Origin of the sequence: Streptomyces sp. NPDC050439 (assembly GCF_040655335.1) — a bacterium.
In the GTDB taxonomy this organism is placed as follows: Bacteria; Actinomycetota; Actinomycetes; order Streptomycetales; family Streptomycetaceae; genus Streptomyces.
Genome location: NZ_JBFAJT010000002.1, coordinates 428,454 through 452,532 on the forward strand (window position 1 = coordinate 428,454; position 24,079 = coordinate 452,532).

The 24,079-nt window shown below is 70.9% G+C and carries 23 protein-coding genes; 16 read left to right on the forward strand and 7 right to left on the reverse strand.

Features of this window, described 5'->3' with window-relative positions; translation table 11 throughout:
- Window positions 1-56: 56 nt before the first annotated feature.
- From AB0I66_RS09010 to AB0I66_RS09035, 6 genes are all read left to right on the forward strand, one after another.
- Window positions 57-2,492, forward strand: a complete 2,436-nt coding sequence (locus AB0I66_RS09010; protein WP_363207097.1) for a polysaccharide lyase 8 family protein — start codon at window positions 57-59, stop codon at window positions 2,490-2,492.
- Between the two features lie 339 nt (window positions 2,493-2,831).
- The gene (locus tag AB0I66_RS09015) at window positions 2,832-3,275 is read left to right on the forward strand and encodes a subtilase-type protease inhibitor (RefSeq protein ID WP_363207098.1); all 444 of its coding nucleotides are present in this window, start codon (window positions 2,832-2,834) and stop codon (window positions 3,273-3,275) included.
- A 145-nt stretch (window positions 3,276-3,420) separates the two neighbouring features.
- Complete coding sequence (locus tag AB0I66_RS09020) at window positions 3,421-4,389, forward strand: aminoglycoside phosphotransferase family protein (protein ID WP_363207099.1); 969 nt, start codon at window positions 3,421-3,423, stop codon at window positions 4,387-4,389.
- Between the two features lie 134 nt (window positions 4,390-4,523).
- Window positions 4,524-4,877, forward strand: a complete 354-nt coding sequence (locus AB0I66_RS09025) for a YciI family protein (protein ID WP_363207100.1) — start codon at window positions 4,524-4,526, stop codon at window positions 4,875-4,877.
- Window positions 4,874-6,130 (forward strand): RNA polymerase sigma factor, encoded by a 1,257-nt coding sequence (locus AB0I66_RS09030; protein ID WP_363207101.1) that lies wholly within the window; start codon window positions 4,874-4,876, stop codon window positions 6,128-6,130. The genes AB0I66_RS09025 and AB0I66_RS09030 overlap by 4 nt, the downstream gene beginning before the upstream one ends.
- A 3-nt stretch (window positions 6,131-6,133) precedes the next feature.
- A complete protein-coding gene (locus AB0I66_RS09035; RefSeq protein ID WP_363207102.1) occupies window positions 6,134-6,661 on the forward strand; it encodes a GNAT family N-acetyltransferase in 528 nt (175 codons plus the stop codon).
- Between the two features lie 24 nt (window positions 6,662-6,685).
- On the opposite strand, the gene AB0I66_RS09040 is transcribed toward AB0I66_RS09035, so the two are convergent.
- From AB0I66_RS09040 to AB0I66_RS09050, 3 genes are all read right to left on the reverse strand, one after another.
- On the reverse strand, window positions 6,686-7,918 hold the full coding sequence (locus AB0I66_RS09040) for an epoxide hydrolase (RefSeq protein WP_363207103.1): 1,233 nt from the start codon (window positions 7,916-7,918) through the stop codon (window positions 6,686-6,688).
- A gap of 29 nt (window positions 7,919-7,947) precedes the next feature.
- Window positions 7,948-8,823, reverse strand: coding sequence for a TauD/TfdA family dioxygenase (locus AB0I66_RS09045; protein ID WP_363207846.1), 876 nt, complete (start codon window positions 8,821-8,823; stop codon window positions 7,948-7,950).
- Window positions 8,824-9,091: 268 nt separating this feature from the next.
- Window positions 9,092-9,940 (reverse strand): SAM-dependent methyltransferase, encoded by an 849-nt coding sequence (locus tag AB0I66_RS09050; RefSeq protein WP_363207104.1) that lies wholly within the window; start codon window positions 9,938-9,940, stop codon window positions 9,092-9,094.
- A gap of 267 nt (window positions 9,941-10,207) precedes the next feature.
- Between AB0I66_RS09050 and lpdA the strand changes: the two genes are divergently transcribed.
- Together lpdA and AB0I66_RS09060 are read left to right on the forward strand one after the other, a co-directional pair.
- Entirely contained in the window at window positions 10,208-11,611 is a 1,404-nt protein-coding gene (gene lpdA, locus AB0I66_RS09055; protein WP_363207105.1) for a dihydrolipoyl dehydrogenase, read from the forward strand.
- 151 nt (window positions 11,612-11,762) lie between these two features.
- Window positions 11,763-13,952, forward strand: coding sequence for an MMPL family transporter (locus tag AB0I66_RS09060; protein WP_363207106.1), 2,190 nt, complete (start codon window positions 11,763-11,765; stop codon window positions 13,950-13,952).
- On the opposite strand, the gene AB0I66_RS09065 is transcribed toward AB0I66_RS09060, so the two are convergent.
- A complete protein-coding gene (locus tag AB0I66_RS09065) occupies window positions 13,934-14,740 on the reverse strand; it encodes an isocitrate lyase/phosphoenolpyruvate mutase family protein (RefSeq protein ID WP_363207107.1) in 807 nt (268 codons plus the stop codon). The genes AB0I66_RS09060 and AB0I66_RS09065 overlap by 19 nt on opposite strands.
- Window positions 14,741-14,928: 188 nt before the next feature.
- Between AB0I66_RS09065 and AB0I66_RS09070 the strand changes: the two genes are divergently transcribed.
- From AB0I66_RS09070 to AB0I66_RS09085, 4 genes are all read left to right on the forward strand, one after another.
- A complete protein-coding gene (locus AB0I66_RS09070) occupies window positions 14,929-15,345 on the forward strand; it encodes a YciI family protein (protein WP_363207108.1) in 417 nt (138 codons plus the stop codon).
- A complete protein-coding gene (locus tag AB0I66_RS09075) occupies window positions 15,342-16,577 on the forward strand; it encodes a sigma-70 family RNA polymerase sigma factor (RefSeq protein ID WP_363207847.1) in 1,236 nt (411 codons plus the stop codon). The genes AB0I66_RS09070 and AB0I66_RS09075 overlap by 4 nt, the downstream gene beginning before the upstream one ends.
- Before the next feature lie 14 nt (window positions 16,578-16,591).
- Window positions 16,592-17,260 carry an SUMF1/EgtB/PvdO family nonheme iron enzyme gene (locus AB0I66_RS09080; RefSeq protein ID WP_363207109.1) on the forward strand — a complete coding sequence of 223 codons (669 nt, stop codon included), beginning with the start codon at window positions 16,592-16,594 and terminating at the stop codon, window positions 17,258-17,260.
- Between the two features lie 211 nt (window positions 17,261-17,471).
- Entirely contained in the window at window positions 17,472-17,798 is a 327-nt protein-coding gene (locus AB0I66_RS09085) for a hypothetical protein (protein WP_363207110.1), read from the forward strand.
- 23 nt (window positions 17,799-17,821) lie between these two features.
- Here AB0I66_RS09085 and AB0I66_RS09090 read toward each other — a convergent pair whose 3' ends face one another.
- Complete coding sequence (locus tag AB0I66_RS09090; protein WP_363207848.1) at window positions 17,822-18,376, reverse strand: helix-turn-helix domain-containing protein; 555 nt, start codon at window positions 18,374-18,376, stop codon at window positions 17,822-17,824.
- A 142-nt stretch (window positions 18,377-18,518) separates the two neighbouring features.
- On the opposite strand from AB0I66_RS09090, the gene AB0I66_RS09095 reads away from it, so the two are divergent.
- A complete protein-coding gene (locus AB0I66_RS09095) occupies window positions 18,519-19,466 on the forward strand; it encodes a DMT family transporter (protein ID WP_363207111.1) in 948 nt (315 codons plus the stop codon).
- Here AB0I66_RS09095 and AB0I66_RS09100 read toward each other — a convergent pair.
- Window positions 19,439-19,885: a cupin domain-containing protein gene (locus AB0I66_RS09100; RefSeq protein WP_363207112.1), complete on the reverse strand. Its 447-nt coding sequence runs from the start codon at window positions 19,883-19,885 to the stop codon at window positions 19,439-19,441. The two genes, AB0I66_RS09095 and AB0I66_RS09100, sit on opposite strands and share 28 nt — an antisense overlap.
- A 31-nt stretch (window positions 19,886-19,916) precedes the next feature.
- Entirely contained in the window at window positions 19,917-20,522 is a 606-nt protein-coding gene (locus AB0I66_RS09105; protein ID WP_363207113.1) for a TetR family transcriptional regulator, read from the reverse strand.
- Between the two features lie 222 nt (window positions 20,523-20,744).
- Here AB0I66_RS09105 and AB0I66_RS09110 point away from each other — a divergent pair, with 222 nt between their 5' ends.
- The 3 genes from AB0I66_RS09110 (at window position 20,745) to AB0I66_RS09120 (ending at window position 24,061) form a co-directional block, all read left to right on the forward strand.
- Window positions 20,745-21,632: a Gfo/Idh/MocA family oxidoreductase gene (locus AB0I66_RS09110; protein ID WP_363207114.1), complete on the forward strand. Its 888-nt coding sequence runs from the start codon at window positions 20,745-20,747 to the stop codon at window positions 21,630-21,632.
- Between the two features lie 458 nt (window positions 21,633-22,090).
- Window positions 22,091-22,912, forward strand: a complete 822-nt coding sequence (locus tag AB0I66_RS09115; protein WP_363207115.1) for a helix-turn-helix domain-containing protein — start codon at window positions 22,091-22,093, stop codon at window positions 22,910-22,912.
- Between the two features lie 108 nt (window positions 22,913-23,020).
- Entirely contained in the window at window positions 23,021-24,061 is a 1,041-nt protein-coding gene (locus AB0I66_RS09120) for a PhlD (RefSeq protein ID WP_363207116.1), read from the forward strand.
- The last annotated feature ends 18 nt before the right edge of the window (window positions 24,062-24,079 follow it).

Below are 24,079 nucleotides of genomic sequence, written 5' to 3' on the forward strand. Positions count from 1 at the left end.
TCGCAGCCCTCGCGCCTCTTCCGTCGCCCTCCCCCCCCCTCACCACCGGAGAACCCATGCACTCTCCTTGGTCCCGTCGCGCCTTCCTGCTCACCACCGGTGGCTCCGCGCTCGCCCTGACGGCCTCGGGGCTGCCCGCCGACGAGGCGGCAGCGGCGGAGCAGGCGGACGCCTACGAGGCGCTGCGCACCAGGTGGCGCACCCTCCTCCTCGGTGAGGGCTTCTCCCCGACGGCCGAGCCCTTCAAGAGCCGCCTCGCCGAACTCGGCGCCACCGCGCGGGAACTGCGCGACACCATGACCCCCGCCACGGGCTCCCTGTGGCCGGACATCTCCTACGCCGACCCCGATCCGGACACCGACCAGGAGTCGTACGGATACTCGGCCAACGTGGTAACCGGTTACAGCAGGCTCAGCACCATGGCCCAGGCCTACCGGCAGGAGGGCACGGGCCTGACCGGCGACGCGAGCCTCAGGGCCGCCGTCCTCCAGGGCCTCGATCATCTCTACGCCGGGGTCTACAACGAGAACCAGGCGCGCTTCGGCAACTGGTACAGCTGGCAGATAGGCGCCCCACAGGCCCTCCTCGACGTCTGCGTGCTGATGTACGACCACCTGACGGCGACCCAGGTGAGCAACTACTGCAAGGCCGTGGACCACTTCGTGCCCGACTCCGCGGTGGGCAGCTACACCGGGACGAGCACCGGGGCGAACCGCGTCGACCTGTGCCGCGTGCTCGCGCTGCGCGGGGTCGTCGGCGCCGGCGCCGCGAAGATCGCGCTGGCCAGGGACGCGCTCTCCCCCGTCTTCCCCTACGTGACGACCGGCGACGGCCTCTACACCGACGGCTCGTTCATCCAGCACACCACCGTGCCCTACACGGGCTCGTACGGATCGGTGATGCTGGGCGGCCTCGGCATGCTCTTCTCGCTGCTGCGGGGCTCCGGTTGGGAGGTCACGGACGCCAAGAAGCAGATCGTCTTCGACGCCGTGGAGAAGGCGTGGGCGCCGTTCATCTACAACGGCCTCGTCATGGACGGAGTGGCGGGCCGCGCCATCAGCCGCGGCCTCTCCGCGTCCGACACCAAGAAGATCCAGGCGGACGACCACCGGCGCGGCCACCCCATCATGTCGGCCGTGGTGCTCCTCGGTCAGGGCGCGAGCGCCGCCGAGAACGCGCGCTGGCGCGGCCTGGTCAAGGGCTGGATGCGGCGCGACTACTACAGCCCGCCGCTGAGCGACGCCTCACTCGGGCTGACAAGTCTGGCCCGACTGCAGGGCGTCGAGGACGACACGTCGGTGGCCGCCCTCGCCGAGCCCACCGGCCACCGCCTCTTCCCGAACATGGCCCGCGCCACGCACCGGCGCCCCGGCTGGGCCGCGTCGATCAGCATGGCCGATCCCCGCATCACGTACTACGAGACGGGCAACGGCGAGAACCTGCGCGGCTGGCACACCGGCTCCGGCATGCTCTATTGGTGGGGCGACAGCTATGCCAACGGGCAGTACAGCGACGCCTTCTGGCCCACCGTCGACCCGTACCGGCTGCCCGGCATCACGGCCTCTCGCAAGGCGCTCGCGGATGCGGCGGGCGGCGACTGGGGCGCGTCCCTGCCGGACGTGAAGTGGGTGGGCGGGGCCAGTGACGGGCAACGCGCCGCCATCGGGCAGTACTTGAAGGGCCTGCAGAGCACCCTGCGTGCGAAGAAGTCGTGGTTCTGCCTGGACGACGCGATCGTCTGCCTGGGCGCGGGCATCGCCTGCACGGACGGCGCGGCGGTCGAGACGGCCGTCGAGAACCGCAACCTCGGCCCGACGGGCACCACCTCCTTCCAGGTGGACGGTACCGCCAAGCCGACCGCGTCCCCCTGGTCGGCGACGCTCACCGGCGCCAAGTGGGCGCACATCGGGGGCCACGGCGGCTATGTCTTCCCGGGCGGCGCGACGGTGAAGGTGCTGCGCGAGGAGCGCACCGGCAGGTGGAGCGACATCAACAAGGGCGGCGCGACGACCGCGATCGCCCGCAAGTACCTCACGATGTACGTCGACCACGGCACCGCCCCGACGAACGGCACGTACGCCTACATGCTGATGCCGGGCGCGAGCGCGGCACAGACGGCGGCCCGGTCGGCGACCACCGGATGGCTCCAGATCCTCGCCAACTCCGACAGCCAGCAGGGAGTTTCCGTGCCTTCACTCGGCTTCACCGGGGTCAACTTCTGGTTCGGCGGCACGGTCGGCAAGCTCACCGCGAGCGCCCCCTGCTCCGTGCAGATCAGCGAGAAGAGCGACGGCACCGCAATCGTCTGCGTCAGCGATCCGATGCGCGCGCAGACCTCTTTGACCTTGACCTGGAGTCGCGCCGTGGCCGCGGTGACGGCCAAGCCCGCCACGGTCACCTCTGCGGTGACGGGTGCGTCCCTGAAGCTGACCTTCGGGGATCTCAGCGGGACGAAGGGGGCCACGCAGCGGATCACGGTCAGGCTGGGCTGAGGGGTAGGCCGGGGCGCGGTCGGCCCGAACCGCGCCCCGTACCCATAGCACCGATGCTTTCCGGTCGACCCTCGATTCCGGTAGAAAATCAAAACAACTGTTTTCGCAGGTCAGGCAGTTGTTCTTGCTTGCACCATCGCTTCCGGTCCATATGTTGGACACGTGCGAGGCCTCTCTGCGCACTCTCGCCGCCCGCCCTGAGCTGCCCGAACAGTCGTCCGGCGACCGCTCAGCGGACACATGCATCCGGAAATCGACCATGCATTTGGTACTCACTCTCCGCACCGGCAAGACTCCCGTCAGCAACCAGGACCACACCCGCATCAAAGGAGAGTTGACGTGCGTTTCTTCCTCAAGACGGTGGGCGCCACCGCTGTCGTGGCCGCCTGCGTGATGTCCGGAACCTCTGGCACGGCACAGGCCCAGCCGAAGGCGGCCGGCTCCGGCCTCCTCGCGCCCTCGTCACTGGTCCTCGCCGTCGGCCAGGGCGAAGAGGCGGACACCGCGACCATGCAACGCGCCGTGACGCTGAACTGCGCGCCCAAGGCCTCGGGCACCCACCCCTCGGCCTCCGCCGCGTGCGCCGAACTGCGCGCCGTGAACGGCGAGTTCGGCCAGCTGGTCAGCACGTCACCCGCCGCGTTCTGCACGAAGGAGTGGCAGCCCGTCGTGGTCACCGTCGACGGCGTTTGGCAGGGCAAGCGCGTCGCCTGGAGCACGACCTTCGGCAACGGCTGCGAGATGCGGGCGAGCCTCGCGGAGGGCGCGGCCTTCACGTTCTGAGCCCCACCTGCCGTGCACGCGACGGTAATTGGGTGGACGCGGCCTCGCCCCTGACGGTGGGATGAGGCCTCGTCCTTCACGACCGCGCCTTGGACGCCGCCCCGAGCGACGTCCAAGGCGCTTTCCATGGCAGGGAGTTGCCCTCATGACGGCAGGCGGACCCGAAGACCGTGACAGCACGCGGGACCTCGAGGCCGGCCCCGAGGCCGACCGCGACCCGCACATCGACACGGACCTGGTCCGCCGGCTGCTTGCGGCGCAGTTCCCCCGCTGGGCAGACCTGCCGATCATGCCGGTCCCGCGATCCGGCATGGACAACGCGACCTACCGGCTCGGCGACGACATGTCCGTACGGCTGCCGCGCTACCACCGCTGGGTCGGACAGGTGGAGGCGGAACAGCGCTGGCTGCCGTGGCTCGCCCCGCAACTGCCGCTCCCCGTCTCCGCACCGCTCGGCAAGGGTGAGCCCGGCGAGGGCTACCCCTTCCCCTGGTCCGTCTACCGATGGCTGGAGGGCGACACCGCGACCACCGACTCCCTGGCCGATCCGCTCCGGGCGGCCGCGGACCTGGCCGGGTTCGTCACCGCTCTGCGGGGCATCGACCCCACGGGCGGCCCGGGCCCCCGGCTCAGCAACGCCTTCCGCGGGGAACGGGTGGGCACCGAGTGCGACTCCCTGTTCGCCGACTCCCTCGTCCGCGCCAAGATCGCGAAGCTGAAGGTGGCGGGACTCGTCGACACGGACGCGGTGACCGCCGTGTGGGAGGCGGCGCTCGCGGCTCCCGCGTGGGACGGGCCGCCGGTCTGGGTCCACGGCGACCTCGCGACCGGCAATCTCCTGGCGGTCGAAGGGCGTCTGAGTGCCGTCATCGACTTCGGGACACTCGCCGTGGGCGACCCGGCGGTCGACCTGCTGCCCGCCTGGCTGTTCCTGCCGGACGAGGCGCGCGGCGCGTTCCGCGACGCGGTGCCCGCGGACGACGCGATGTGGGCGCGGGGCCGCGGGCTCGCCCTCGCGGGGTCGCTGCCCGTCCCCGACGACCCGTTCTTCGACGACCCGGCGCGGGTGACGGCGGCGCTGCGGCACCTCGACGCGATCATCACCGATCGCTGAGAATCCCCTCACGAAATGTCGCCGGAAAAGTTTTCCCTCGGCATGTCGATCCGGCCGATCGCCGTTCGTATGGACAGTGAGAGGCCGGCAGCGGCCGGTCACGGGCGATCCGCCACTCCGAGGGAGAGACAGCCATGAACCAGTACTTGATCAGCGTCTACCAGCCCGACGGCGGCGTGCCGGAGCCGGCGATCCTCGAGCCGATCATGCGTGACGTCGAGGCGGTGAACGCCGAGCTCAGGGAGGCGGGCGCCTGGGTGTTCGCCGGGGGCCTCTTCCCGCCGAGCACCGCGACCGTGCTGCGCCTGAAGGACAGCGAGGTGCTCACGACCGACGGCCCGTACGTGGAGGGCAAGGAGCACCTGGGCGGCTTCACCGTCATCCGGGCGGCCGATCTGGACGAGGCGCTCGCCTGGGGCGCCAAGGTGGCCCGCGCCATCACCCTGCCCGTCGAGGTCAGGCCGCTGCAGTCCGGAACCTGCCGGTGACCTCGGGTCCCCCGGAGGTCACATCGGAGGTCACATCGGAGGTCATCGAGCAGGTCTTCCGTGCGGAGTACGGGCGCGCGGTGGCCGTACTGGTCCGCGTCCTCGGCGACATCGACATCGCCGAGGAGGCGGTCCAGGAGGCGTTCACCACGGCGGCACAGCGGTGGCCCTCCACCGGTCTGCCCCCGAGCCCCGCCGGCTGGATCATCACCACCGCCCGCAACCGTGCCATCGACCGCCTGCGCCGCGAGGCGTCCCGCGAGGACCGGCACGCCCAGGCCGCCCTGCTGCACGCCCACGAGGCACCGGCCCAGGAGGGACCCGTGCGCGACGACCGACTGCGTCTGATCTTCACCTGCTGCCATCCGGCGCTCGCCCCCGCGGCACGCGTGGCCCTCACGCTGCGCCTCCTGGGCGGTCTCACCACCACGGAGATCGCCCGCGCCTTCCTGGTGCCGGAGCCGACGATGGCCCAGCGGATCGTGCGGGCCAAGGGCAAGATCCGCGACGCGCACATCCCGTACCGCATCCCCGGCGACGCGGACCTGCCGGAACGGCTCCGCGCGGTCCTGGCCGTCCTCTACCTCATCTTCAACGAAGGGCACACGGCCGGCGCGGGAGAAGCACTCGTCCGCGACGACCTCTGCGCGGAGGCCATCCGCCTGGGACGACTCCTGGCCGAGCTGATGCCGGACGAGCCGGAGGCCCTGGGCCTGCTCGCGCTGATGCTGCTCTCCGAGTCGCGGCGGACGGCCAGGACCACCGCCGACGGCGCGCTCGTCCTCCTCGCCGACCAGGACCGCGGCCGATGGGACCGCGCCCTGATCGCCGAGGGCCAGGACCTCGTACGCCGCTGTCTGCGCCGCGGCCGGCCCGGGCCGTACCAGATCCAGGCCGCGATCAACGCCGTGCACAGCGACGCGACGACCGCGGCCGCCACCGACTGGGGCCAGATCCTCCAGCTGTACGACCAGCTCCTGGCCGTCGCCCCGAGCCCGGTCGCGGCCCTCAACCGCGCCGTGGCCGTCGCCGAAGTCAAGGGCCCCGCCGAGGCGTTGCCCCTCCTCGACGGCCTGGACCTCGACGGATATCACGTCTTTCACGCCGTCCGCGCCGACCTGCTCCGGCGCCTGGGCCGCACCGAGGAGGCGAACGCCGCGTACGACGCCGCCCTCAGCCACACCGAGAACGCGGCCGAGCGTGCGTTCCTGCTCGGCCGCCGACAGGAGGGGCCTGCCTCCCGGTTAGGGTGACGCATGCCCACGGTCCACGCCCAGGAAATCAGCACCGCCCGCCTCGACCTCGTACCTCTGCGGGTCGAGCACGCCGACGAGATGGCCGTGGTCCTCTCCGATCCGGCGCTGCACACCTTCATCGGCGGCTCTCCCGACGATGCGCGGGCGCTGCGTGCCCGCTACCGGCGGATGACCGCCGGGTCCCCCGATCCCGCGGTCTCCTGGTGCAACTGGGTGCTGCGCCTGCGCGACGAGAAGTGCCTCGTCGGGACCGTGCAGGCGACGGTGGTACCCGCCGGCGCCGATGGCGAGCTGGTCGCGGAGATCGCCTGGGTGGTGGGAACTCCCTGGCAGGGGCGGGGCATCGCCGTGGAAGCGGCCCGCGCCCTCGTCGGCCTGCTGGCCGAGAACCCGGCCGTGCATGCCGTCATCGCCCACGTCCACCCGGACCACCGGGCATCGGCCGCCGTCGCCGGCGCCGCGGGGCTCGCCCCCACGGACGAATGGCAGGACGGCGAGGTCAAGTGGCAGCGGACGCTTGGGCGTTGAGCGAGGACACCGTCCGCACCCTGCTCAGCGTCGGCCGCGGAAGGTGCGGCGCAGGTCGCTCACCCAGCCGTCGGGAAGCTCCCACGGGATGAAGTGACCGCCGCTCTTGTGCGCGGTGAGGTTCACGTGGTGGTACCAGTCGGCCCGGTCACCGGCGAGCCAGCTCTCGACGCGCTGCTCGGGGGTGGTGACGCCGGGCGGGTTCTCGTGGGCGACGAAGGTGATGCCGGTGGGGGCCTCGATGACCGGCTGCCGGTCGTGGGAGGGCGTCCAGGGGTAGCGGTTGTTGTTGGCGTAGTAACGCACCGACGTACCGATGGTGTTGTTCACCCAGAAGATCATGGCGTGGGTGAGGAGATCGTCCTTGGAGAAGACGCTCTCCACGTCGCCTCCGTTGTCGCTCCATCGGTCCCAGCGTTCCAGGATCCAGGCGAGCAGGCCGACCGGTGAGTCGCTCAGCCCGAAGGACAGGGTGCTCGGCCCGAGGACGTGCACGGCCAGGTGCGCGGCGAAGCGCTTCTCCAGAGACAGCAGTTGGCGGTGCGCGGGCTCCGGCAGACCTTCCGGGAAGGGCTGACCGCCGCTGAGGTCCCAGCCCCGGTCGCCGTTGAACATGGTGAGCTTCTGGCCGGAGCCGATGTGGATGCCGTGCAGTGCGTCCGCGTACTTGTGGCCGAGCTGGCCGGTGACGAGGGCGCCGACGTCACACCCCGCGGCGGCGTACTTCTCGTGGCCGAGCGTGTCGGTCATCAAGGTGTGCCAGAGGTCGGCCACCTTCCAGAAGTTCATGTCGGGGTGGTCCGGCAGCGGCGCGGAGAAGCCGAAGCCGGGGAGAGAAGGGACGATGACGTCGAATGCGTCGGCCGGGTCCCCGCCGAACGCGGCCGGATCGGCGAGCCGGTCGACGACCTTGGACCAGTGCCAGAAGGTCCAGGGCCAGCCGTGCGTGAGGATCAGCGGGGTGGGGGCCGGGCCGACGCCGGGCCTGCGCATGAAATGCACGGGCACGCCGTCGACCCGCACCCGGTAGTGCTCATAGGAGTTGATGGCCGCTTCGGCCTTGCGCCAGTCGTAGCCGTCGAGCCAGTACTCGGCCAACTCCTGGAGGTAGCCGCGGCGGACGCCGTAATAGCCGTCGTCGTTGCCCACGTCGTCGGGCCACCTCGTCAGCCGCAGCCGCGCCCTGAGGTCGTCGAGCACCGCGTCGGGGACGTGGATCGGCTCGGGCGTCAACGGGAAGCGCGCTGCGGCTGTCATCAGGAGTCAGGTCCTTCCGAGGAAGTTGCTCAGTAAGGGCGGTCGCCCGCGATCGCGACGCGTTCGGCCACGCGGCGCTGCGGGGCGTAGTCGTCGACCGCGTAGTGCTGGGTGGAGCGGTTGTCCCAGAAGGCGACGTCACCCGCCTGCCAGTGGAACCGCACCTGGTACTCCGGGACCTGCGCCTGCCGTACGAGATAGCTCAGCAGCCGGTCGCTCTCGGCCCGCTCCATGCCCACGATGTGCGTGGTGAAGGAGGTGTTCACGAAGAGCATCTTCCGGCCGGTCTCCGGGTGCCTGCGCACCACGGGGTGGGTGACCGGCGGGAACTGCTCCTGGAGCGGGATCAGCTTCTCGGGGCCGTAGAAACGGACGAAGCCGGGGATGAAGTCGTGCACCGCGTGGGCGTCCTCGATGCGGGCCTTCACCTCGTCGGGGAGGTTGTCGTACGCGGCAGCCATGTCCGCCCACATCGTGTCGCCGCCGACCGGCGGCACCTCGCGCAGTTGCAGGACCGCGCCGAGCGCGGGGCGCTCGCGGAAGGTGACGTCGGCGTGCCAGACGTTCTCGTACGTGGGTGTCGCGCTGCCGCCCTTGTCGAACCGGACGACGTCGTCGGCCGAGCCGCGCGCGAGCAGCGGATTGGTCTCCAACTCGCCCCAGTTCAGGGCGAAGGCGCGCTGCTGCTCGGAGGTGATGCCGGCGCCGCGGAAGAACAGCACCTTCCACTCGAGGAGGGCGCGGTTGAGCTCCTCGCGCAGCGCGGGCGTGAGCGGCTGAGCGAGGTCGACGCCGCGGATCTCGGCGCCGATGAGACGCCCCTGGGGGACGACGTCGATCAGTTCGTACGGGCGCTCTTCCCAGCCCTCGGGGACGCGGCGCAGGGTGCGGCGGCCCTCGTACATGCCGTCGGCGGGTACGCGGGCGTCACGGAGCGCGGGAGAGCCGGTGGGGGCAGGCGAGGAGGCGGGTGAGACGGCAGGGGAAACCACGGCCATGGTGATCCTTCAGTTGTGAGTGAACGGGTGGCGTCACGGAGCGGGAACCCCGGACGGCTGGAGACGAATCCCCGGGCAGCTAGCGACCCGATCGCTCGCACCCACAGCGCCACGGGACCTGGAAGGTCCTCACGGCGGCGGTCAGGTGCTGGATCATGCACACCATTGTGTATGGCTATGCCTTGCGGAGCAAACCCCCGTACTCGTAGATCCCCTTGTTCTGCTCGGTGGCGCCCAAGTAGGGGGCCAGGTCCTCGTGGACCGGTGCCAGCGGGGGCTGGTCGGCGTCGGGGCGCCAGTCGACGAGGTTGACCAGGCCGGGTTCGACGGGTTCGAGGCCGTCCAGGAGGGCGTCGACCTCCGCCGGGGTGCGGGTCTGCCAGGGGACGCCGCCGCCTGAGATGTGCGCGCTCATCGCGGCGCCGCGGGCCGGATCGTCGGCGACGACCTGGGAGAGGCTGAGGTAACTGCCGGGCGCCGCCTTGTCGATGATCGTGCGCAGCACGTGGCGGGGGTCGTCGGCGTCGGTGAGGTGGTGCACCACCGAGAGGAAGAGCACCGCTACCGGCTCGTCGAAGTCGATCAGCCGGACGACGTCGGGGTGCCCGAGGATCGCGTCCTGGTCACGCATGTCGCCGTGGACGACGGCGGTGGTGGAGTCGTCGGCGAGCAGTGCCCTGCCGTGCGCGAGAACGATCGGGTCGACGTCCACGTAGACGACGCGGGTGTCCGGTGCGAAGCGCCGGGCGACCTGGTGGACGTTCTCGTCGGTCGGCAGGCCGCAGCCCATGTCGATGAACTGGCGGATGCCCGCCTCGGTCAGGTGGCGCACGACACGGAACAGGAACTCGCGGTTCTGGCGGGCGATGTCGACGCACTCGGGGAAGTCGGGCAGCGTCCGCAGCAGGAACTCGCGGTCGACCGCGTAGTTGTCCTTGCCGCCGAGCATCCAGCCGTAGGCGCGCGCCGATGTCGGCACGTCGAAGGGTATGGACATCAACTCGGACTGGTCGTCTGCCGCCACAGCGCGTTCTCCACCTCTCCCGCAGGGACATGTGTTTCTGCTCTGTCACGGCGACACTATCCCGTGACTCACGACCGGGTGAACCTGGGACGGATCACCAACGGGCGTGCCACCAGAGGTGGTTGGGAAAACGGGGCAGGACGGGCGGCATGACATCGGACACCCCGCCGCCCGCGGGGCTGCCGAATGGCGCATGATCGGACGTGCGCGAGTCACCCACCACCGGATACGTGCCACCGGATACGTACCACCAGAGAGGACCTCCCCATGGAAGACCGCTTCGACGTCGTCGTGCTCGGAGCAGGACCCGGCGGCTATGTGGCCGCCATCCGCGCCGCCCAGCTGGGCAAGCGGGTAGCGGTCGTCGAGGAGAAGTACTGGGGAGGTGTCTGCCTGAACGTCGGCTGCATCCCGACCAAGGCGCTGCTGCGCAACGCCGAGCTGGCCCACCTGTTCACGCACGAGCAGAAGACGTACGGCATCAAGGTCGACGGGAACGTGTCCTTCGACTACGGCGAGGCGTTCAACCGCAGCCGCACGGTCGCGGACGGCCGCGTCAAGGGCGTCCACTTCCTGATGAAGAAGAACAAGATCACCGAGTTCGACGGCCGGGGCACGTTCCTCGACGCGAACACCCTCCAGGTCGCCAAGTCGGACGGCTCCACGGACACGATCACGTTCGAGAACTGCATCATCGCCACGGGCGCGACCCCGAAGCTGCTGCCCGGCACCCAGCGGTCCGAGCGGGTCGTGACGTACGAGGAGCAGATCCTCGCCGACTCCGTGCCGGAGTCCATCGTGATCGCGGGCGCGGGCGCCATCGGCATCGAGTTCGCCTACGTCCTGCACAACTACGGCGTGAAGGTCACGATCGTCGAGTTCCTCGACCGCATCGCGCCCCTGGAGGACGCGGACGTCTCCACGGAGCTGGCCAAGCAGTACCGCAAGCTCGGCATCGACGTGAAGACCTCCACCCGCGTCGAGTCGATCGACGAGTCCGGCGCCAAGGTCAAGGTCACCGTGACGGGCAAGGACGGCAAGCAGGAGGTCCTGGAGGCGGACAAGGTCCTGCAGGCCATCGGCTTCGCGCCGAACGTCGAGGGCTTCGGCCTGGAGGCGGCGGGCGTGGCGCTGACCGAGCGCGGCGCCATCGACATCGACGGGCGCGGGCGGACGAACGTGCCGCACATCTACGCCATCGGTGATGTCACCGCGAAGCTGATGCTCGCGCACACCGCCGAGGCCATGGGCGTGGTGGCCGCCGAGACCCTCGCGGGCGCCGAGACGATGGAACTCGACTACCCGATGATCCCGCGCGCCACCTACTCCCAGCCGCAGATCGCCAGCTTCGGCTGGACCGAGGCGCAGGCCAAGGAGAAGGGCTTCGACGTCAAGGTCGCCAAGTTCCCGTTCATGGCGAACGGCAAGGCGCACGGCCTGGGCGACACCGTCGGCTTCGTCAAGATCATCAGCGATGCGCGGTACGGCGAGATCATCGGCGCCCACCTGATCGGCCCGGACGTCACCGAGCTCCTTCCCGAGCTGACCCTGGCCCAGCAGTGGGACCTGACCGTGCACGAGGTCTCCCGCAACGTGCACGCGCACCCGACGCTCGGCGAGGCGGTCAAGGAAGCGGTGCACGGCCTGGCCGGGCACATGATCAACTTCTGACGGCGCACAGGCTTCACGGAGCTTCACCCGGGCTTTCCGGGCGCGCCCCGCCTCTCGGCCGAACGGCTCAAGTGGCGGGGCCGCCCGGTCCGGAAGATCCTTGGTCAGAACGCGCCGTTACGCCTCGGGGGCGAGGGAGAGGCAGCAGCCGATGTTCTCTGGCCTGGGCCGATTCGTGGTCCGTCGCCCGTGGTGGATCATCCTGGCGTGGGTCGTGGCGGCCGGCGCCGTGATCTCCCTGGCGCCGAAACTCACCTCCAGCAGCGACGAGGCGAGCTTCCTGCCGGACCATTACGAGTCCATCCGCGCGGCGGACGTGCAGGAAGCGGAGTTCCCCAAGCAGCAGAACGTCGGCGCGATCATCGTCTTCCAGCGCTCCGACGGCGGAAAGCTGACGGCGGCCGACTCCGCGGACGTCACCCGCGTCTCCGGGGATCTGCAGGCCAAGAAGATCCCCGAGGTGCAGGCGGTGGTGCCCGGCGCGGTCTCGCCCAACAAGCTGGTGCAGACGTCGGTCGTCGCGATGCCGAAGCTCACCGACCCCGAGGACACCGCGCAGCAGGACGCGGTCGAGGAGCTGCGCTCCGACCTCCGACCCGAGCTGAAGGGCACGGACCTCTCGGCCGGGATCACCGGCTCCGCCGCCCAGGCACTCGACGAGAGCGACGCGTCGGAGCGGGCCGGACTCCTGGTCGGCGTGGGCACGATCGTGATCATCATCGTGCTGCTCCTGGTGATCTTCCGGAGCCCGATCATCGCACTGCTCCCCGTGGTCCTGATCGGCCTCATCTCGCCGATGGCGACCGGCCTCATCGCCTCCGCGAACAAGGCCTTCGACATGAAGGCCGACTCCTCCATCCAGGAACTGCTCACCGTCGTCCTGTTCGGCGTCGGCACGGACTACATCCTGTTCCTGCTCTTCCGCTACCGGGAGGCCCTGCGGGCGGGCGAGGATTCCAAGAGCGCCATGGTGCACGCCGTCGAGCGGGTCGGCGAGGCGATCACCTCGGCGGCCGGCGCCGTCATCGTCGCCTTCGCCGCCCTCACGCTCTCCTCGCTCGGCATGCTGCGTTCCATGGGGCCCGCCCTGGCCATCGCGGTCTTCGTGACGCTGCTCGCCGGGCTCACCCTGGTCCCCGCCGTCGTCTCGCTGCTCGGCACCAAGGTGTTCTGGCCCTCGAAGTCGTGGCAGCGGGAGCCGCAGGGCACCGGGTTCGCGCGGCTCGGCGCCTCCGTCGCCCGTAAGCCGGCGGTCTGGGCGCTGGTGTCGGCGCTGTTCATGGGCGCCCTCACGCTCGGCGCCCTCGGCTACCGGGCCAACTTCGACCTCGCGGGCTCCTCGCTGCCCAAGGACAAGGAGTCGATGGTCGCCCTGAAGGACCTCCAGAAGGGCTTCCCCGCGGGCACCACCGACCCCACCTTCGTCTACCTCACCTCGACGGACGACGGCTCGCTGCCCGCAGCGCGGACGGCCGCCTTCCGGGGGCAGCTGGACAAGGTCGAGGGCGTGGGCGAGGTTTCCCCGCCCCGGCTGAGCAAGGACGGCGGCACCGCGTCGTTCTCCGTGGTGCTCTCGGATCCGCCCGCCTCCGACAAGGCCCTGGAGACCGTGAAGGACCGCCTGCGCCCGGTCGCCCACGAGGACGCCCCGGCCGGCACCGAAGCACTCGTCGGAGGGACGACCGCGGTGTACGTCGACATCAACAAGGCCGTGGACCGGGACTACTCGGTGGTCTTCCCGGTGGCCGCCCTCGCCATCATGGTCATCCTCGGCCTGCTCCTGCGGAGCCTGGTGGCGCCCTGGTATCTGATGCTGTCGGTCGCGCTCGGCTTCGGCGCGACCCTGGGCGCGACCTCGCTGCTCTTCCAACAGATCGGCAGCCAGCCCGGGTTGATGTTCATGCTGCCCGTCATCATGTACTTGTTCGTGGTCGCCCTCGGCACGGACTACAACATCCTCATGGTGTCGCGACTGCGCGAGGAGGCCCGCGAGGGCCGCACCCCGCACGACGCGGCGGGCACGGCGGTGCGCCACTCGGGCCCGACGATCGGCTCGGCGGGCGTGATCCTGGCGGGTACGTTCGCGACGCTGATGCTCGCGGGCAACTCGACGCTCTCCCAGATGGGCTTCTCCCTCTCCTTCGGCATCCTCATCGCCGCCTTCGTCATGGCGATGATCTTCACGCCCGCGCTGACGGCGCTGATCGGGCACAGGGCGTGGTGGCCGGGCCACGGGGACGAGAAGCGCGACGGAGGCGGACCCCGGGACGGCGGAGACGAGACGCCGGGGCGGCCCGGTGGGCCGGACGCCGACGGGCCGCCCTACGCCTCCTCGCCGTAAGCCGCCGAGAGCGCCTGGGCGTCCGCGTACGAGGGCAGGTCCTGGGGCACTGCGCCGCCCCGGGCGATCGCCCGTGCCGCCTCGACGGCTCCGTGCAGCGCGGCGCGGAAGAGCAGCGAGCCGCTGCTCACCCGGCGCACGCCGAGCTCGGCGAGGCGTTCGTAGGTCAGGGCGCCGGGCGCGTAGAGGATGTTCAGCGGCAGGCCGGCCATCCCTTCGACCAGTTCCGTGATGGCCTTCTCGTCCTGCAGCCCGGGGACGAACAGGCCGTCGGCTCCCGCCAGTTGGTAGTCGGCGGCCCGCCGCTCGGTCTCGCCCGCTCCCCCGGCCCGCAGCCAGTACGTGTCGGTGCGCGCGTTGACGAACAGGCCGGGGGCCGCTTCCTTGACCGCGCGGATCAGCTCGCACTGCAGCACGGTGTCGGTCAGCGTCCCGTCCGGGCGGCCGTCCTCGATGTTCACGCCGACGACACCTGCCCCCGCGAGTTCCGCCGCGAGCGCCGCGACCTCGCCCGGCCGGTCGCTGAAGCCGCCCTCGATGTCCACGGTGACCAGTGCGGGCAGCCTTGCCAGGCCGCGGGCCAGGCTCAGGGTCTCGTCCCGTGTGCCGCCGGTGGCGTCCGCCTTGCCGGCGGCGGAGGCCACGCCCAGGCTCGTGGTGCCGATCGCCGGGAAGCCGCCGTGGGCGAGCGCCGCGGCGGAGGCGTGGTCCCAGGCGTTGGGCAGCAGCAGGGGTTCGCCGGTGCGGTGCAGGGCGCGGAACTGCTCGGCTCGCTGTGCGTAGGTCATGCCGGGGACGGTAGCCGCGCGGCGGTTCGGCGACCACCGAAACGTCCTGGTGGGCGGGGTCCGGGCGGCCCTTTCAAGAAGTCACGGAATTTCTTCCGGCGTAATGTCGAGAACAGGTGGTCGGCCCCGACGTCCCCTGTGAGAGTTGCCCACAAGGGGTGACCACCGCACAGTCGAGGAGAGACGTCATGAAGTACCTGGTGATGGTGCAGGGCACGCAGGCGGACTACGAGGCGCAGAGCGGCAAGGCCAACGCGACGAGCCCGTCGTGGAGCGAGAAGGACCTGCAGGCGATGTTCGCCTTCATGGGCGCGCTCAACAACGACCTGGCCGAGTCCGGCGAGCTGGTCGACGGGCAGGGTCTCGCCGAGCCGGCCCGGACCCGCCTGGTCGACGTGGACAAGGAAGGCCGCCCCGTCATCACGGACGGTCCCTACGGCGAGACGAAGGAAGTCCTCGCCGGTTACTGGGTCCTGGAGTGCGAGAGCCTGGACCGCGTCACCGAGATCGCCAACCGCATCCAGCAGTGCCCGATCCCCGATGGCGCCCCGAACTACCCCGTGGTGATCCGCCCCATCATGGGCGGCCCGGACGACGCGTCCTGAACAGCACAGCCGCGGTCGAGGACCTGCTGCGCCTGCACGCGCCGCAGGTCCTCGGCGCGCTCATGCGCCGGTACGGGCACTTCGGCGAGGCCGAGGACGCCGTACAGGAGGCGCTGCTCGCCGCGGCGCGTCAGTGGCCCGAACAGGGCGTTCCCGAGAACCCCCGCGGCTGGCTGATCAGGGTCGCGTCGCGGCGGCTCATGGACCAGCTGCGCAGTGACGAGGCCCGGCGCAGGCGCGAGGAGGAGGCGGCCCAGCTGTCGCCCCGGGACACCTTCACGGCGCCCCCGCCGGGCGAGAGCCGCGCACCGTCCGACGACGACACCCTGACCCTGCTCTTCCTGTGCTGCCAGCCGGATCTGAGCCCGGCCGCGCAGGTGGCCCTCACGCTGCGCGCGGTCGGCGGACTGACCACGGCCGAGATCGCCCGCGCGCATCTCGTGCCCGAGGCGACGATGGCGCAGCGCATCAGCAGGGCGAAGGCGAAGGTCAAGGGCGTGCCGTTCCGGCAGCCCGGCCCGAAGGACCGTGATCAGCGGCTCACGGTGGTGCTGCAGGTGCTCTACCTGATCTTCAACGAGGGGTACACGGCGACCTCCGGCAGCGCCCTGCACCGCTCGGATCTGGCGCGCGAGGCGATCCGGCTCACCCGGTCCGTGCGCACACTGCTGCCCGACGAGGGCGCGGTGACCGGGCTGCTCGCGCTGATGCTGCTCACCGAGGCGCGCAGCGCGGCCCGCACGGGCCCGCACGGGGAACTCATCCCGCTCGACGAGCAGGACCGCTCACGCTGGGACCGGCGCGCGATCGAGGAGGGCTGCGGTCTGGTCGAGAAGGCCCTGTCCCAGGGCCCGGCGGGCGCCTACCAGTTGCAGGCCGCGATCGCCGCGCTGCACGACGAGGCCGCGCGCGCCGCCGACACCGACTGGCCGCAGATCCTCGCCCTCTACGACCTTCTCGTGCGCCGCGCTCCCGAACCCATGGCCGAGCTCAGCCGGGCCGTGGCCTTCGCCATGGTGCACGGACCGCGCGCCGGACTCGCCGAAGTGGCGGCGATCGAGGACCGGTTGGCCGGGCATCACCGGCTCGACGCCGTGCGCGCCCATCTCCTGGAGCGGGCGGGCGAGACGGAAGCGGCCCGCGCCGCCTACCAGTTGGCGGCCAAGCGTACGCTGAGCATCCCCGAGACGCGCTACCTGCAGATGCGTGCGGCCCGCCTGCTGTCGACCTGAGTACGGAGCACAAGATGATCAGCGTCGAGGCGGGGCAGGTGACGCTGTCGGACCGGCGGACACAGCGAAGCTGGGCGGTGGAGGTCGCGGCCCACGAGCTCGCGCCGTTCCCCGTCACCCAGGAGCAGTACGCGGAGGTCACCGGCGAGCGGCCGAGCACCGCGCGCGGCGACCGGCTGCCCGTGGAGGGCGTCTCCTGGCTGGACGCGGTCCGCTTCTGCAACGCGCTGTCCCTGCGCGAGGGCCTGACGCCCGCCTATCGGCTCGGCAACGACGGCGAGGGCGACGACGGCGAGGGCTCCGAGTGGGACCGCACCGCCGACGGATACCGGCTGCCGACCGAGGCCGAATGGGAACACGCCTGCAGGGCGGGCACGACCGGTGCGCGGTACGGGCCGCTCGACGAGATCGCCTGGCACGGCGGCAACGGCTCGGGGCGGATCCACGAGGTGGGCGGCAAGCAGCCCAACGCGTGGGGCCTGCACGACATGCTCGGCAACGTGTGGGAGTGGTGCTGGGACCTGTACGACCCCGAGGTGTACGGCGCCTATCGGGTGCTGCGGGGCGGTGGGTGGTTCGACGAGCACTGGAGCTGCCGGGCCTCGGTGCGGCGCCGCAGCCACCCGACGTTCCGCATCGACGACGTGGGATTCCGCGTCGCGCGTTCCCTTGCCGACACGTAACGCAGCTCACAGCGACAGGCTCCCTACCTGGGAACACTGATCGTTGGTTCACCGTTGAACAGTACGTAGGTCCCGATCGCGATTCCCCCGTCCGGTCGGGGCCTACCTCTATTTCCGACCGTTCATGTCCACTCGGGGCCGTTTCACGCCTTCGAGGGCGAATATGCCAACCGCACCGCGCGGCGCACCCCCCGAGCGGCATCATGCGTTCATGGACGGTGCCAAGCCTGTGCAGGTCTTGTTCACGCCCGACGAGTACGAGGCGGTCCTGCGGAACGCGGACCAGCTCGGGCTCCCGGTCGACGAGTTCATACGCCGGGCCGTGACCGTCGACGCCGCGGAAGCGCCCTGCCCCACCGCGGGGGCCCGGCGCGGTGCGGACGCCCCGGCGACCGTGCCGCCCATCCGCCGCAGCCTGGGCCCCGGTGGCGCCCCCGCTCTCCAGCGCTTCCTCGACACCCTCGCGACCACGGTGGAACCCGATGCCGAGGGCCGGGTCCCGCCGCAGCCGGCGGTGCGCAACTGTTCGGGACAGTGAGACGGCACTGATTCCCGGGCCAGTCAGACCCGGGCCGAGAGCAGTACTGCCGCCTCTTCGCGGGCGTGGTCGATCGCGTCCGGGAAGATGCGCAGGCCGTGGGCGACCAGGGCGCCCTCGTGCAGCAGCATGAGCGTCCGGCCGAGTTCCGCCGCCCGCCGGGGCGCGACGGCGCGGGCGAGGCCGGTGAACAGGGCGAGCATCCACGCCTTCTGGCCGGCGATGACCCGGTACGCGGGGTGCGCGGGGTCGCTGATCTCGGCGTGCGCGTTGACCATGCTGCAGCCCTTGTCGCCGTGCGCGCCGGCCCAGTCGCGCGAGGCGTCGAAGACGGCCAGGATTCTGGCCGTCGGGGTGCTCGCGGACTCGACGTACGGCCCGAGGAAGGCCTGCCAGCGCTCGTCACGGGCCGCCAGGTACTCGACCACGATCTGCTCCTTGGAGCCGAAGCGGTCGTAGAGCGTCTTCTTGGTGACACCGGCCTCGGCGGCGATGAGATCCACCCCGACGGCATGGATCCCGCGGTCGTAGAACAGCGCGCTCGCGGCGTCCAGGGCGCGCCGCGCGGCCGGCGTCATGACGATCCGGTGCGGTGCGCCCTCCGCCCCGCCGGCGCTTCTCACGATCTCACTCAGCAGCTCGGTCATGCCCCCATGGTAAACCGATCTGTATACTCGCGGCAGAGTAGACAGATCTGTATACCTCGCTCGGAGGAACGACATGAACGTCCTGCTCTCGACCGCGTTCGTCCTGACCTGGAGCTCGGGTTTCATCGGGGCCAAGCTGGGCGCCGGGAGCGCGTCCGCCGTGACGGTCCTGATGTGGCGGTTCCTGCCGCTGGCCCTCGTGCTCGCGGTCGTCGCCCTCACCGTGGCGCGGGCGTCCTGGCGCGGCTTCACGACCCGTGACGCGATACGGCAGGCCGCGGTCGGCACGCTGTCACAGAGCGGTTATCTGCTCACCGTGTACTACGCGATCCAGCTCGGCGTATCCAGCGGCACCACCGCCCTGATCGACGGCACCCAGCCCCTGGTGGCGGGCGCCCTGGCCGGACCACTGCTCGGCCAGTACGTCTCGCGCACCCAGTGGCTGGGCCTCGCCCTCGGCGTGACCGGGGTCGTCATCGTGACCGCGGCGGACGCCACGGGCGGCACCGACGCCCCTTGGTGGGCCTACGCGGTGCCGTTCCTCGGGATGTTCTCGCTGGTCGCGGCGACCTTCCTGGACCGCCGCTCCCCCCGCCCCGTCGCCCCGGCGGTCTCCATGACGGTCCACTGCGTGACCAGCGCCGTCATCTTCACGGCGCTGGCCGTGGGCGCGGGCGCCGCGACCCCGCCTGCGGAGGCTTCGTTCTGGGTGGCGATCAGCTGGCTGGTGACGCTCTCCACCTTCGGCGGGTACGGGCTCTACTGGCTGATCCTGCGGCGCTCCGGGGTCACGCAGGTCAACACGCTCATGTTCCTGATGGCGCCGGTCACGGCCGTGTGGGGAGCCTTGATGTTCGGCGAACACTTCGGCGTACAGACGGCGTTGGGCCTGGTGGTCGGGCTCGCGGCGGTCGGCGTCGTGCACCGCGGGAAGAGCTCCGCGCGCCCGGTGGTGCGCTCGTCGCAGGACGCGCCCGCGACGGCGACACCTCGTCAGTCCGCGAGCCGGAAGTCCGCGTAGTCGAAGCCGGGCGCGACGACGCAGCTCACCAGGACCGGTTCGTCACCGGCGGGGCGCGCCGCCTGCCACACGCCGCCGGGCACCAGGATCTGCGGGCGCTCACCGCGCTCGACGCCCGGACCCAGACGCATGGGCGCCGCCCCCTCCTTCGGGGCCTCGCCGTCTCCTCCCAGGCGCAGGTCGAGCGGTCCTCCGCGGTGCCACAGCCAGATCTCGTCCGAGCGCACCAGGTGCCAGCGGGACTCCTCTCCCGGGCAGAGCAGGAAGTAGATGGCGGTGGCCGCCGTACGGGCGCCGGGGTAGCCGGCGGGCGTGAAGGAGTGGTCCGACGCCCAGGTCTCGACGAACCAGCCGCCTTCGGGGTGCGGCTCCATGCCCAACTCGGCTGCCAGGGCGGGGCGTTCACTCGCGTTCGTCATGCGTGCTCTCCGTTTCGGAGGTCGGCGGGGTTCAGGGCTGCCCCTCGGGGGGCGTGAGGAAAGCCTGCACGGTGGGTGCGTAGCGCGCGGTGATTTCGGCGACGGGTGTGCCGCGCACGTGCGGCCCGCGGGCTATCCCGTACATCACGCCGAGGCCGAGCAGCGTGCCCACCGCCAGCTCGGCGCGTACGCCCGCGTCCGGTCCTTCGAGGCGCTCCCTGAGCCGGTCCACCACCTGCGCACGGAAGTTGTCGCGCAGGGTGTCGCCCTGCTCCCGGTGGAGCGGCGCGAAGACGATCCGCAGGATGGGATCGGCGCCGTGCTCGGCCTGGCCGGTCAGCAGGTGGTGGACCATGTGGCGGCCCAGGGCGGCCAGGGGCGCGTCCAGCAGTGCCTCGGCGTCGGCCTCGAAGGACATGACGCGGGCGAAGAGCGCCTCCTTGTTTCCGAAGTACTTCAGGATCAGGGGCGCGCTCACACCGGCCCGTTCGGCCACCGCCCTGAGCGTGATGTCGGCGTGCGCGTGCCGGGCCAGGAGGTACCGGGCAGCGCGGATGATGGCGGCTTTCGTCGCTTCGGCGTCGCGGCGGGCGCATATGCCTGCGCTATCTGCGGAAGATTTCGGGGCGAACTTCATGATCGCTCCAGCGTGGACACGAAACTCCGGAGAAGTGAAGGAAGGCGAAAGGAGGTGAATGGGAATTCACCATAGCGGGTGAATGGGCTTTCACCACCGCCGAGTTCGGAATCGAGATCAAGCCACCGGGGCCTTGGACACAAGAACGAAGAGCGGCCAACTGCCGTGCGGCCACTGGGCTTCGCCGCAACGGACGGTATGGAGTCAGCCATAATGCCGACCATGAAGAGATTGCGCATTGGACTGGCCGGCACGGGTCCCTGGGCCTCGTCCACGCATGCTCCCGCGCTCGCCGCGCACCCGGAAGCGGAGCTCTCCGGCGTGTGGGGGCGGCGGCCCGACGCGGCGGCCGCGCTGGCGTCGGCGCACGCGACCACGGCGTACACGGAGGTGGACGACCTGTTCGCCGCGAGCGACGCCGTGGCGTTCGCCGTACCCCCGGACGTGCAGGCACCGCTGGCCGCGCGGGCCGCGGCGGCGGGCTGCCATCTGCTCCTGGACAAGCCGGTGGCGACGACGCCGGCCGCGGCACGCGAGCTCGCGGCGGCCGCCGAGGCGGCCCGGGTGGCGTCCGTCGTCTTCTTCACGCTGCGCTTCGCCGGGCCGACGGCGGCCTGGGTGACGGAGCAGGCGGCGACGGAGGGCTGGTTCACGGGCCGCGCCGACTGGTACGGCCCGTTCTACGCGGCGGACGGGACGAGCCCGTTCTCCTCGCCGTGGCGGGCGCGGCGCGGCGGCCTGTGGGACGTCGGCCCGCACGCCCTGTCCATCCTGCTGCCGGTGCTCGGCGATGTCACCGACGTGACGGCGGCGGCGGGACAGGCGGACCTGGTCCATCTGATCCTGCGGCACAGCGGCGGTGCGTCGAGCACGGCGACGCTGAGCCTGACCACGCCGCCGAAGGCCGCGGGGGTGACGGTGGAGCTGCGCGGCGAGGCGGGGACGACGCTGATGCCGACGGGGGGCGAGGCACTCGACGCGTTCCGCCTCGCGGTCGACGCGCTCGTCGACGCGGCACGATCCGGCCGGCCGCACGCCTGCGACGTGCGGTTCGGTCTGCGCGTGACGGAGATCCTGGCCCGGGCCGAGGAGCAGCTCCCCGCCGGGTGACTCCCCGGTCGACTCCCCCGGGTGCACCGCCCGGGGACAACCGCGGGCGGCCGGTACCGTGGCCGCTACGTAATGGCGAGTGACGGCACCGGCCGCAGCCAGTGGACCCAGGAACCGGTCCGGGAAGTCATGCGCCGTACGTCCCGAGTGCGACGTTTCCGACCACACTCATCGGAATACGAACAACCGATCCATACTCTTCCCGCAGCGGCCCAATGGGCCTAGGGGGTACCCGACGCCGAGGAATTTCAGCCAATTTCAAGCTCCCCGGCCAAGGCGCCCCACACTTGTGTCCGCGTGCCCACCGACGCCGGAACTCGCAGGTCGGTGGTCGCGCTCCCTCCATGGTGCCGCATCGACTGATCGTTTTTCTTCGGGCAATCTTTACTACCAAAGCTGGTGAGAATATTTAGACTGCTGATGCTCAACTCGGCGTGCATCAAGAGGGATTACCCACCATGAACAAGACGGCGCTCCGCGCTCTGCTCCGCGAACGACGCGCCCTCATAGCCCCCGAATCGCACGGCTTCAGCCGCCCCACGGGCCAGGGGCGGCGCGCTCGCGGTCTCTCGCAGCACCAGGTCGACCAGCTGCTGCACCGCGCCATCGGCACGTACCACCGCCTGGAGTCGGGCAGTTACCCCAACCCGCCGGCTTCGCTGCTGCGGGATGTCGCGCTGCTGTTCGGCCTGAACGAACAGGAGTGGGTGTCGCTCTGCCGGTTCGCGCTGCTGCAGGAACCTCCGGGCCCGCTGCACCAGTCGTCGGGCAAGGAGATCCCGGGCGTCTGGCAGGAGGCCGTCGAAAGCATCCGGCACATGGCGTACGTCACCGACGCGTCGTGGGACATGCTCGCCTACAACGAACCCTTCGCCGAGCTGTTCCCGAACGGGAACGTGCCCGGCAACACGATGCGTTGGATGCTCCTCGATCCCGAGGGGCGACGGTCCCTGACGGACTGGCACTCCGCTTGGGCCCCCATGGTCCTGCCCCAGCTGCGTGCCGCGCTCGCGGCACGGCCGGACGACGAGGTCCTGAGCCAGATAGAGAAGGAAGTCCTGGCGGACCCCGAAGCCGCTCCCCTCTACGGAGCCGGCGACTTCTTCTCGCACCCGGACGGCGACGAGCGTCCCCTGTACCACGCCCAACAGGGCCCCGGCTGGCTGACGATGTGTGCGGCGCAGCCGATGACGGCGCCCGGCGCCCGGCTGATCATCATGGTGTTCCACCCCGGCGAGAAGCGAAGCCACACGCGCGCTCCCATGCTGCGGGCCCGCTGACCGAGCGACACGTTTCCAGGACTCCGGTTGTCGGAGGGGACCAGTTCAGCGCGGTGAAGTACGTTGTGCCGCACCCCCCACATCCGACGAGCCAGTGGGAGCCACCTCGTGCCCGCCTACGTATCAAGACCCCGGACCGTCTTCGGCGACCACAAGGTCACGACCGCTGAGATCGCGGATGACATACGTGCGCACCACCCCGACCATCCCCGGCTCGGCGCGATCCTCCGCGTCGTGGGCAACTGCGGTGTTCACACCCGCTATTTCACGCGTCCCGTCGACTCTCCCGCCGTCGCGGGCCGGGCCGGCATCACCGAGCGGGCCGAGACCGCGTTCCGCGATGCCGTCGACATGGCCGAGCGCGCCGCCCATGCGGCCCTCGACACCGCCGGGCTCACGGCCGATGACATCGACGCGATCGTCACGGCTCATGTCACCGGCTGGGCGGTGCCGAACCTCGACGTACACCTGGTGGCCCGCCTGGGGCTGCGTCCCACGGTGCGTCGCATCGCGCTGACGACCCTGGCCTGCGCCGGGGGCGCCCAGGCCCTGCTCCGTGCCGCCGACCTGATCTCCGCCCGCCCCGGCAGCAAGGTCCTCGTGGTCGCCGCGGAGGTCATATCCACGGTCTACAACCACGCGGACACCACGATCGAATCGATGATCTACAAGGCACTGTTCGGGGACGCCGCCGCCGCTACCGTTCTCACCGGCGAACCGTCGGCCTCCGGAATGGCCATCGACGACAGCTTCGAGTACGTCCTGCCGGACAGTCTCGACCGCTATCAGGGGCGCATCGCCACCGACGGGTTCCACTTCGACTCCACGAAGAAGGCCCTCACCGCCGCCGACGACGTGCTGCCCGCCGTCACGGACTGGCACGGACCACAGAAACCGGACTTCGCCGTCATCCACCCCGGCAGCCCGCGCATCATCTCCGACACCGCCGCCGCCCTGAGCCTGACGCCGCACGACATCCGCCACTCGACCGACACCCTCGCCGACGAGGGCAACCTCGGTGGTGTCAGCGTCCTGCGGATCCTCGAACGCACCCACGCCGCGCCCCCCGACGACGGCGCCCGTGGCGTCGTCGTCGCCTTCGGCCCCGGATTCGCCACCGCCGCCCTCCGCTGCCACTGGCACGCCTGACCGCGCGCGGCAAAATCG

What these genes read in the sequence shown, in the direction of transcription:
- AB0I66_RS09070 (WP_363207108.1), top strand. Translation starts at nt 14,929, where the DNA reads ATGAAGTACCTGGTGATGGTGCAGGGCACGCAGGCGGACTACGAGGCG.
- AB0I66_RS09085 (WP_363207110.1), top strand. Translation starts at nt 17,472, where the DNA reads ATGGACGGTGCCAAGCCTGTGCAGGTCTTGTTCACGCCCGACGAGTAC.
- AB0I66_RS09115 (WP_363207115.1), top strand. Translation starts at nt 22,091, where the DNA reads ATGAACAAGACGGCGCTCCGCGCTCTGCTCCGCGAACGACGCGCCCTC.
- AB0I66_RS09105 (WP_363207113.1), bottom strand. Translation starts at nt 20,522, where the DNA reads ATGAAGTTCGCCCCGAAATCTTCCGCAGATAGCGCAGGCATATGCGCC.
- AB0I66_RS09060 (WP_363207106.1), top strand. Translation starts at nt 11,763, where the DNA reads ATGTTCTCTGGCCTGGGCCGATTCGTGGTCCGTCGCCCGTGGTGGATC.
- AB0I66_RS09045 (WP_363207846.1), bottom strand. Translation starts at nt 8,823, where the DNA reads ATGTACGAGGGCCGCCGCACCCTGCGCCGCGTCCCCGAGGGCTGGGAA.
- AB0I66_RS09095 (WP_363207111.1), top strand. Translation starts at nt 18,519, where the DNA reads ATGAACGTCCTGCTCTCGACCGCGTTCGTCCTGACCTGGAGCTCGGGT.
- AB0I66_RS09080 (WP_363207109.1), top strand. Translation starts at nt 16,592, where the DNA reads ATGATCAGCGTCGAGGCGGGGCAGGTGACGCTGTCGGACCGGCGGACA.
- lpdA (WP_363207105.1), top strand. Translation starts at nt 10,208, where the DNA reads ATGGAAGACCGCTTCGACGTCGTCGTGCTCGGAGCAGGACCCGGCGGC.
- AB0I66_RS09090 (WP_363207848.1), bottom strand. Translation starts at nt 18,376, where the DNA reads ATGACGCCGGCCGCGCGGCGCGCCCTGGACGCCGCGAGCGCGCTGTTC.
- AB0I66_RS09100 (WP_363207112.1), bottom strand. Translation starts at nt 19,885, where the DNA reads ATGACGAACGCGAGTGAACGCCCCGCCCTGGCAGCCGAGTTGGGCATG.
- AB0I66_RS09025 (WP_363207100.1), top strand. Translation starts at nt 4,524, where the DNA reads ATGAACCAGTACTTGATCAGCGTCTACCAGCCCGACGGCGGCGTGCCG.
- AB0I66_RS09110 (WP_363207114.1), top strand. Translation starts at nt 20,745, where the DNA reads ATGAAGAGATTGCGCATTGGACTGGCCGGCACGGGTCCCTGGGCCTCG.
- AB0I66_RS09065 (WP_363207107.1), bottom strand. Translation starts at nt 14,740, where the DNA reads ATGACCTACGCACAGCGAGCCGAGCAGTTCCGCGCCCTGCACCGCACC.
- AB0I66_RS09040 (WP_363207103.1), bottom strand. Translation starts at nt 7,918, where the DNA reads ATGACAGCCGCAGCGCGCTTCCCGTTGACGCCCGAGCCGATCCACGTC.
- AB0I66_RS09035 (WP_363207102.1), top strand. Translation starts at nt 6,134, where the DNA reads ATGCCCACGGTCCACGCCCAGGAAATCAGCACCGCCCGCCTCGACCTC.
- AB0I66_RS09020 (WP_363207099.1), top strand. Translation starts at nt 3,421, where the DNA reads ATGACGGCAGGCGGACCCGAAGACCGTGACAGCACGCGGGACCTCGAG.
- AB0I66_RS09010 (WP_363207097.1), top strand. Translation starts at nt 57, where the DNA reads ATGCACTCTCCTTGGTCCCGTCGCGCCTTCCTGCTCACCACCGGTGGC.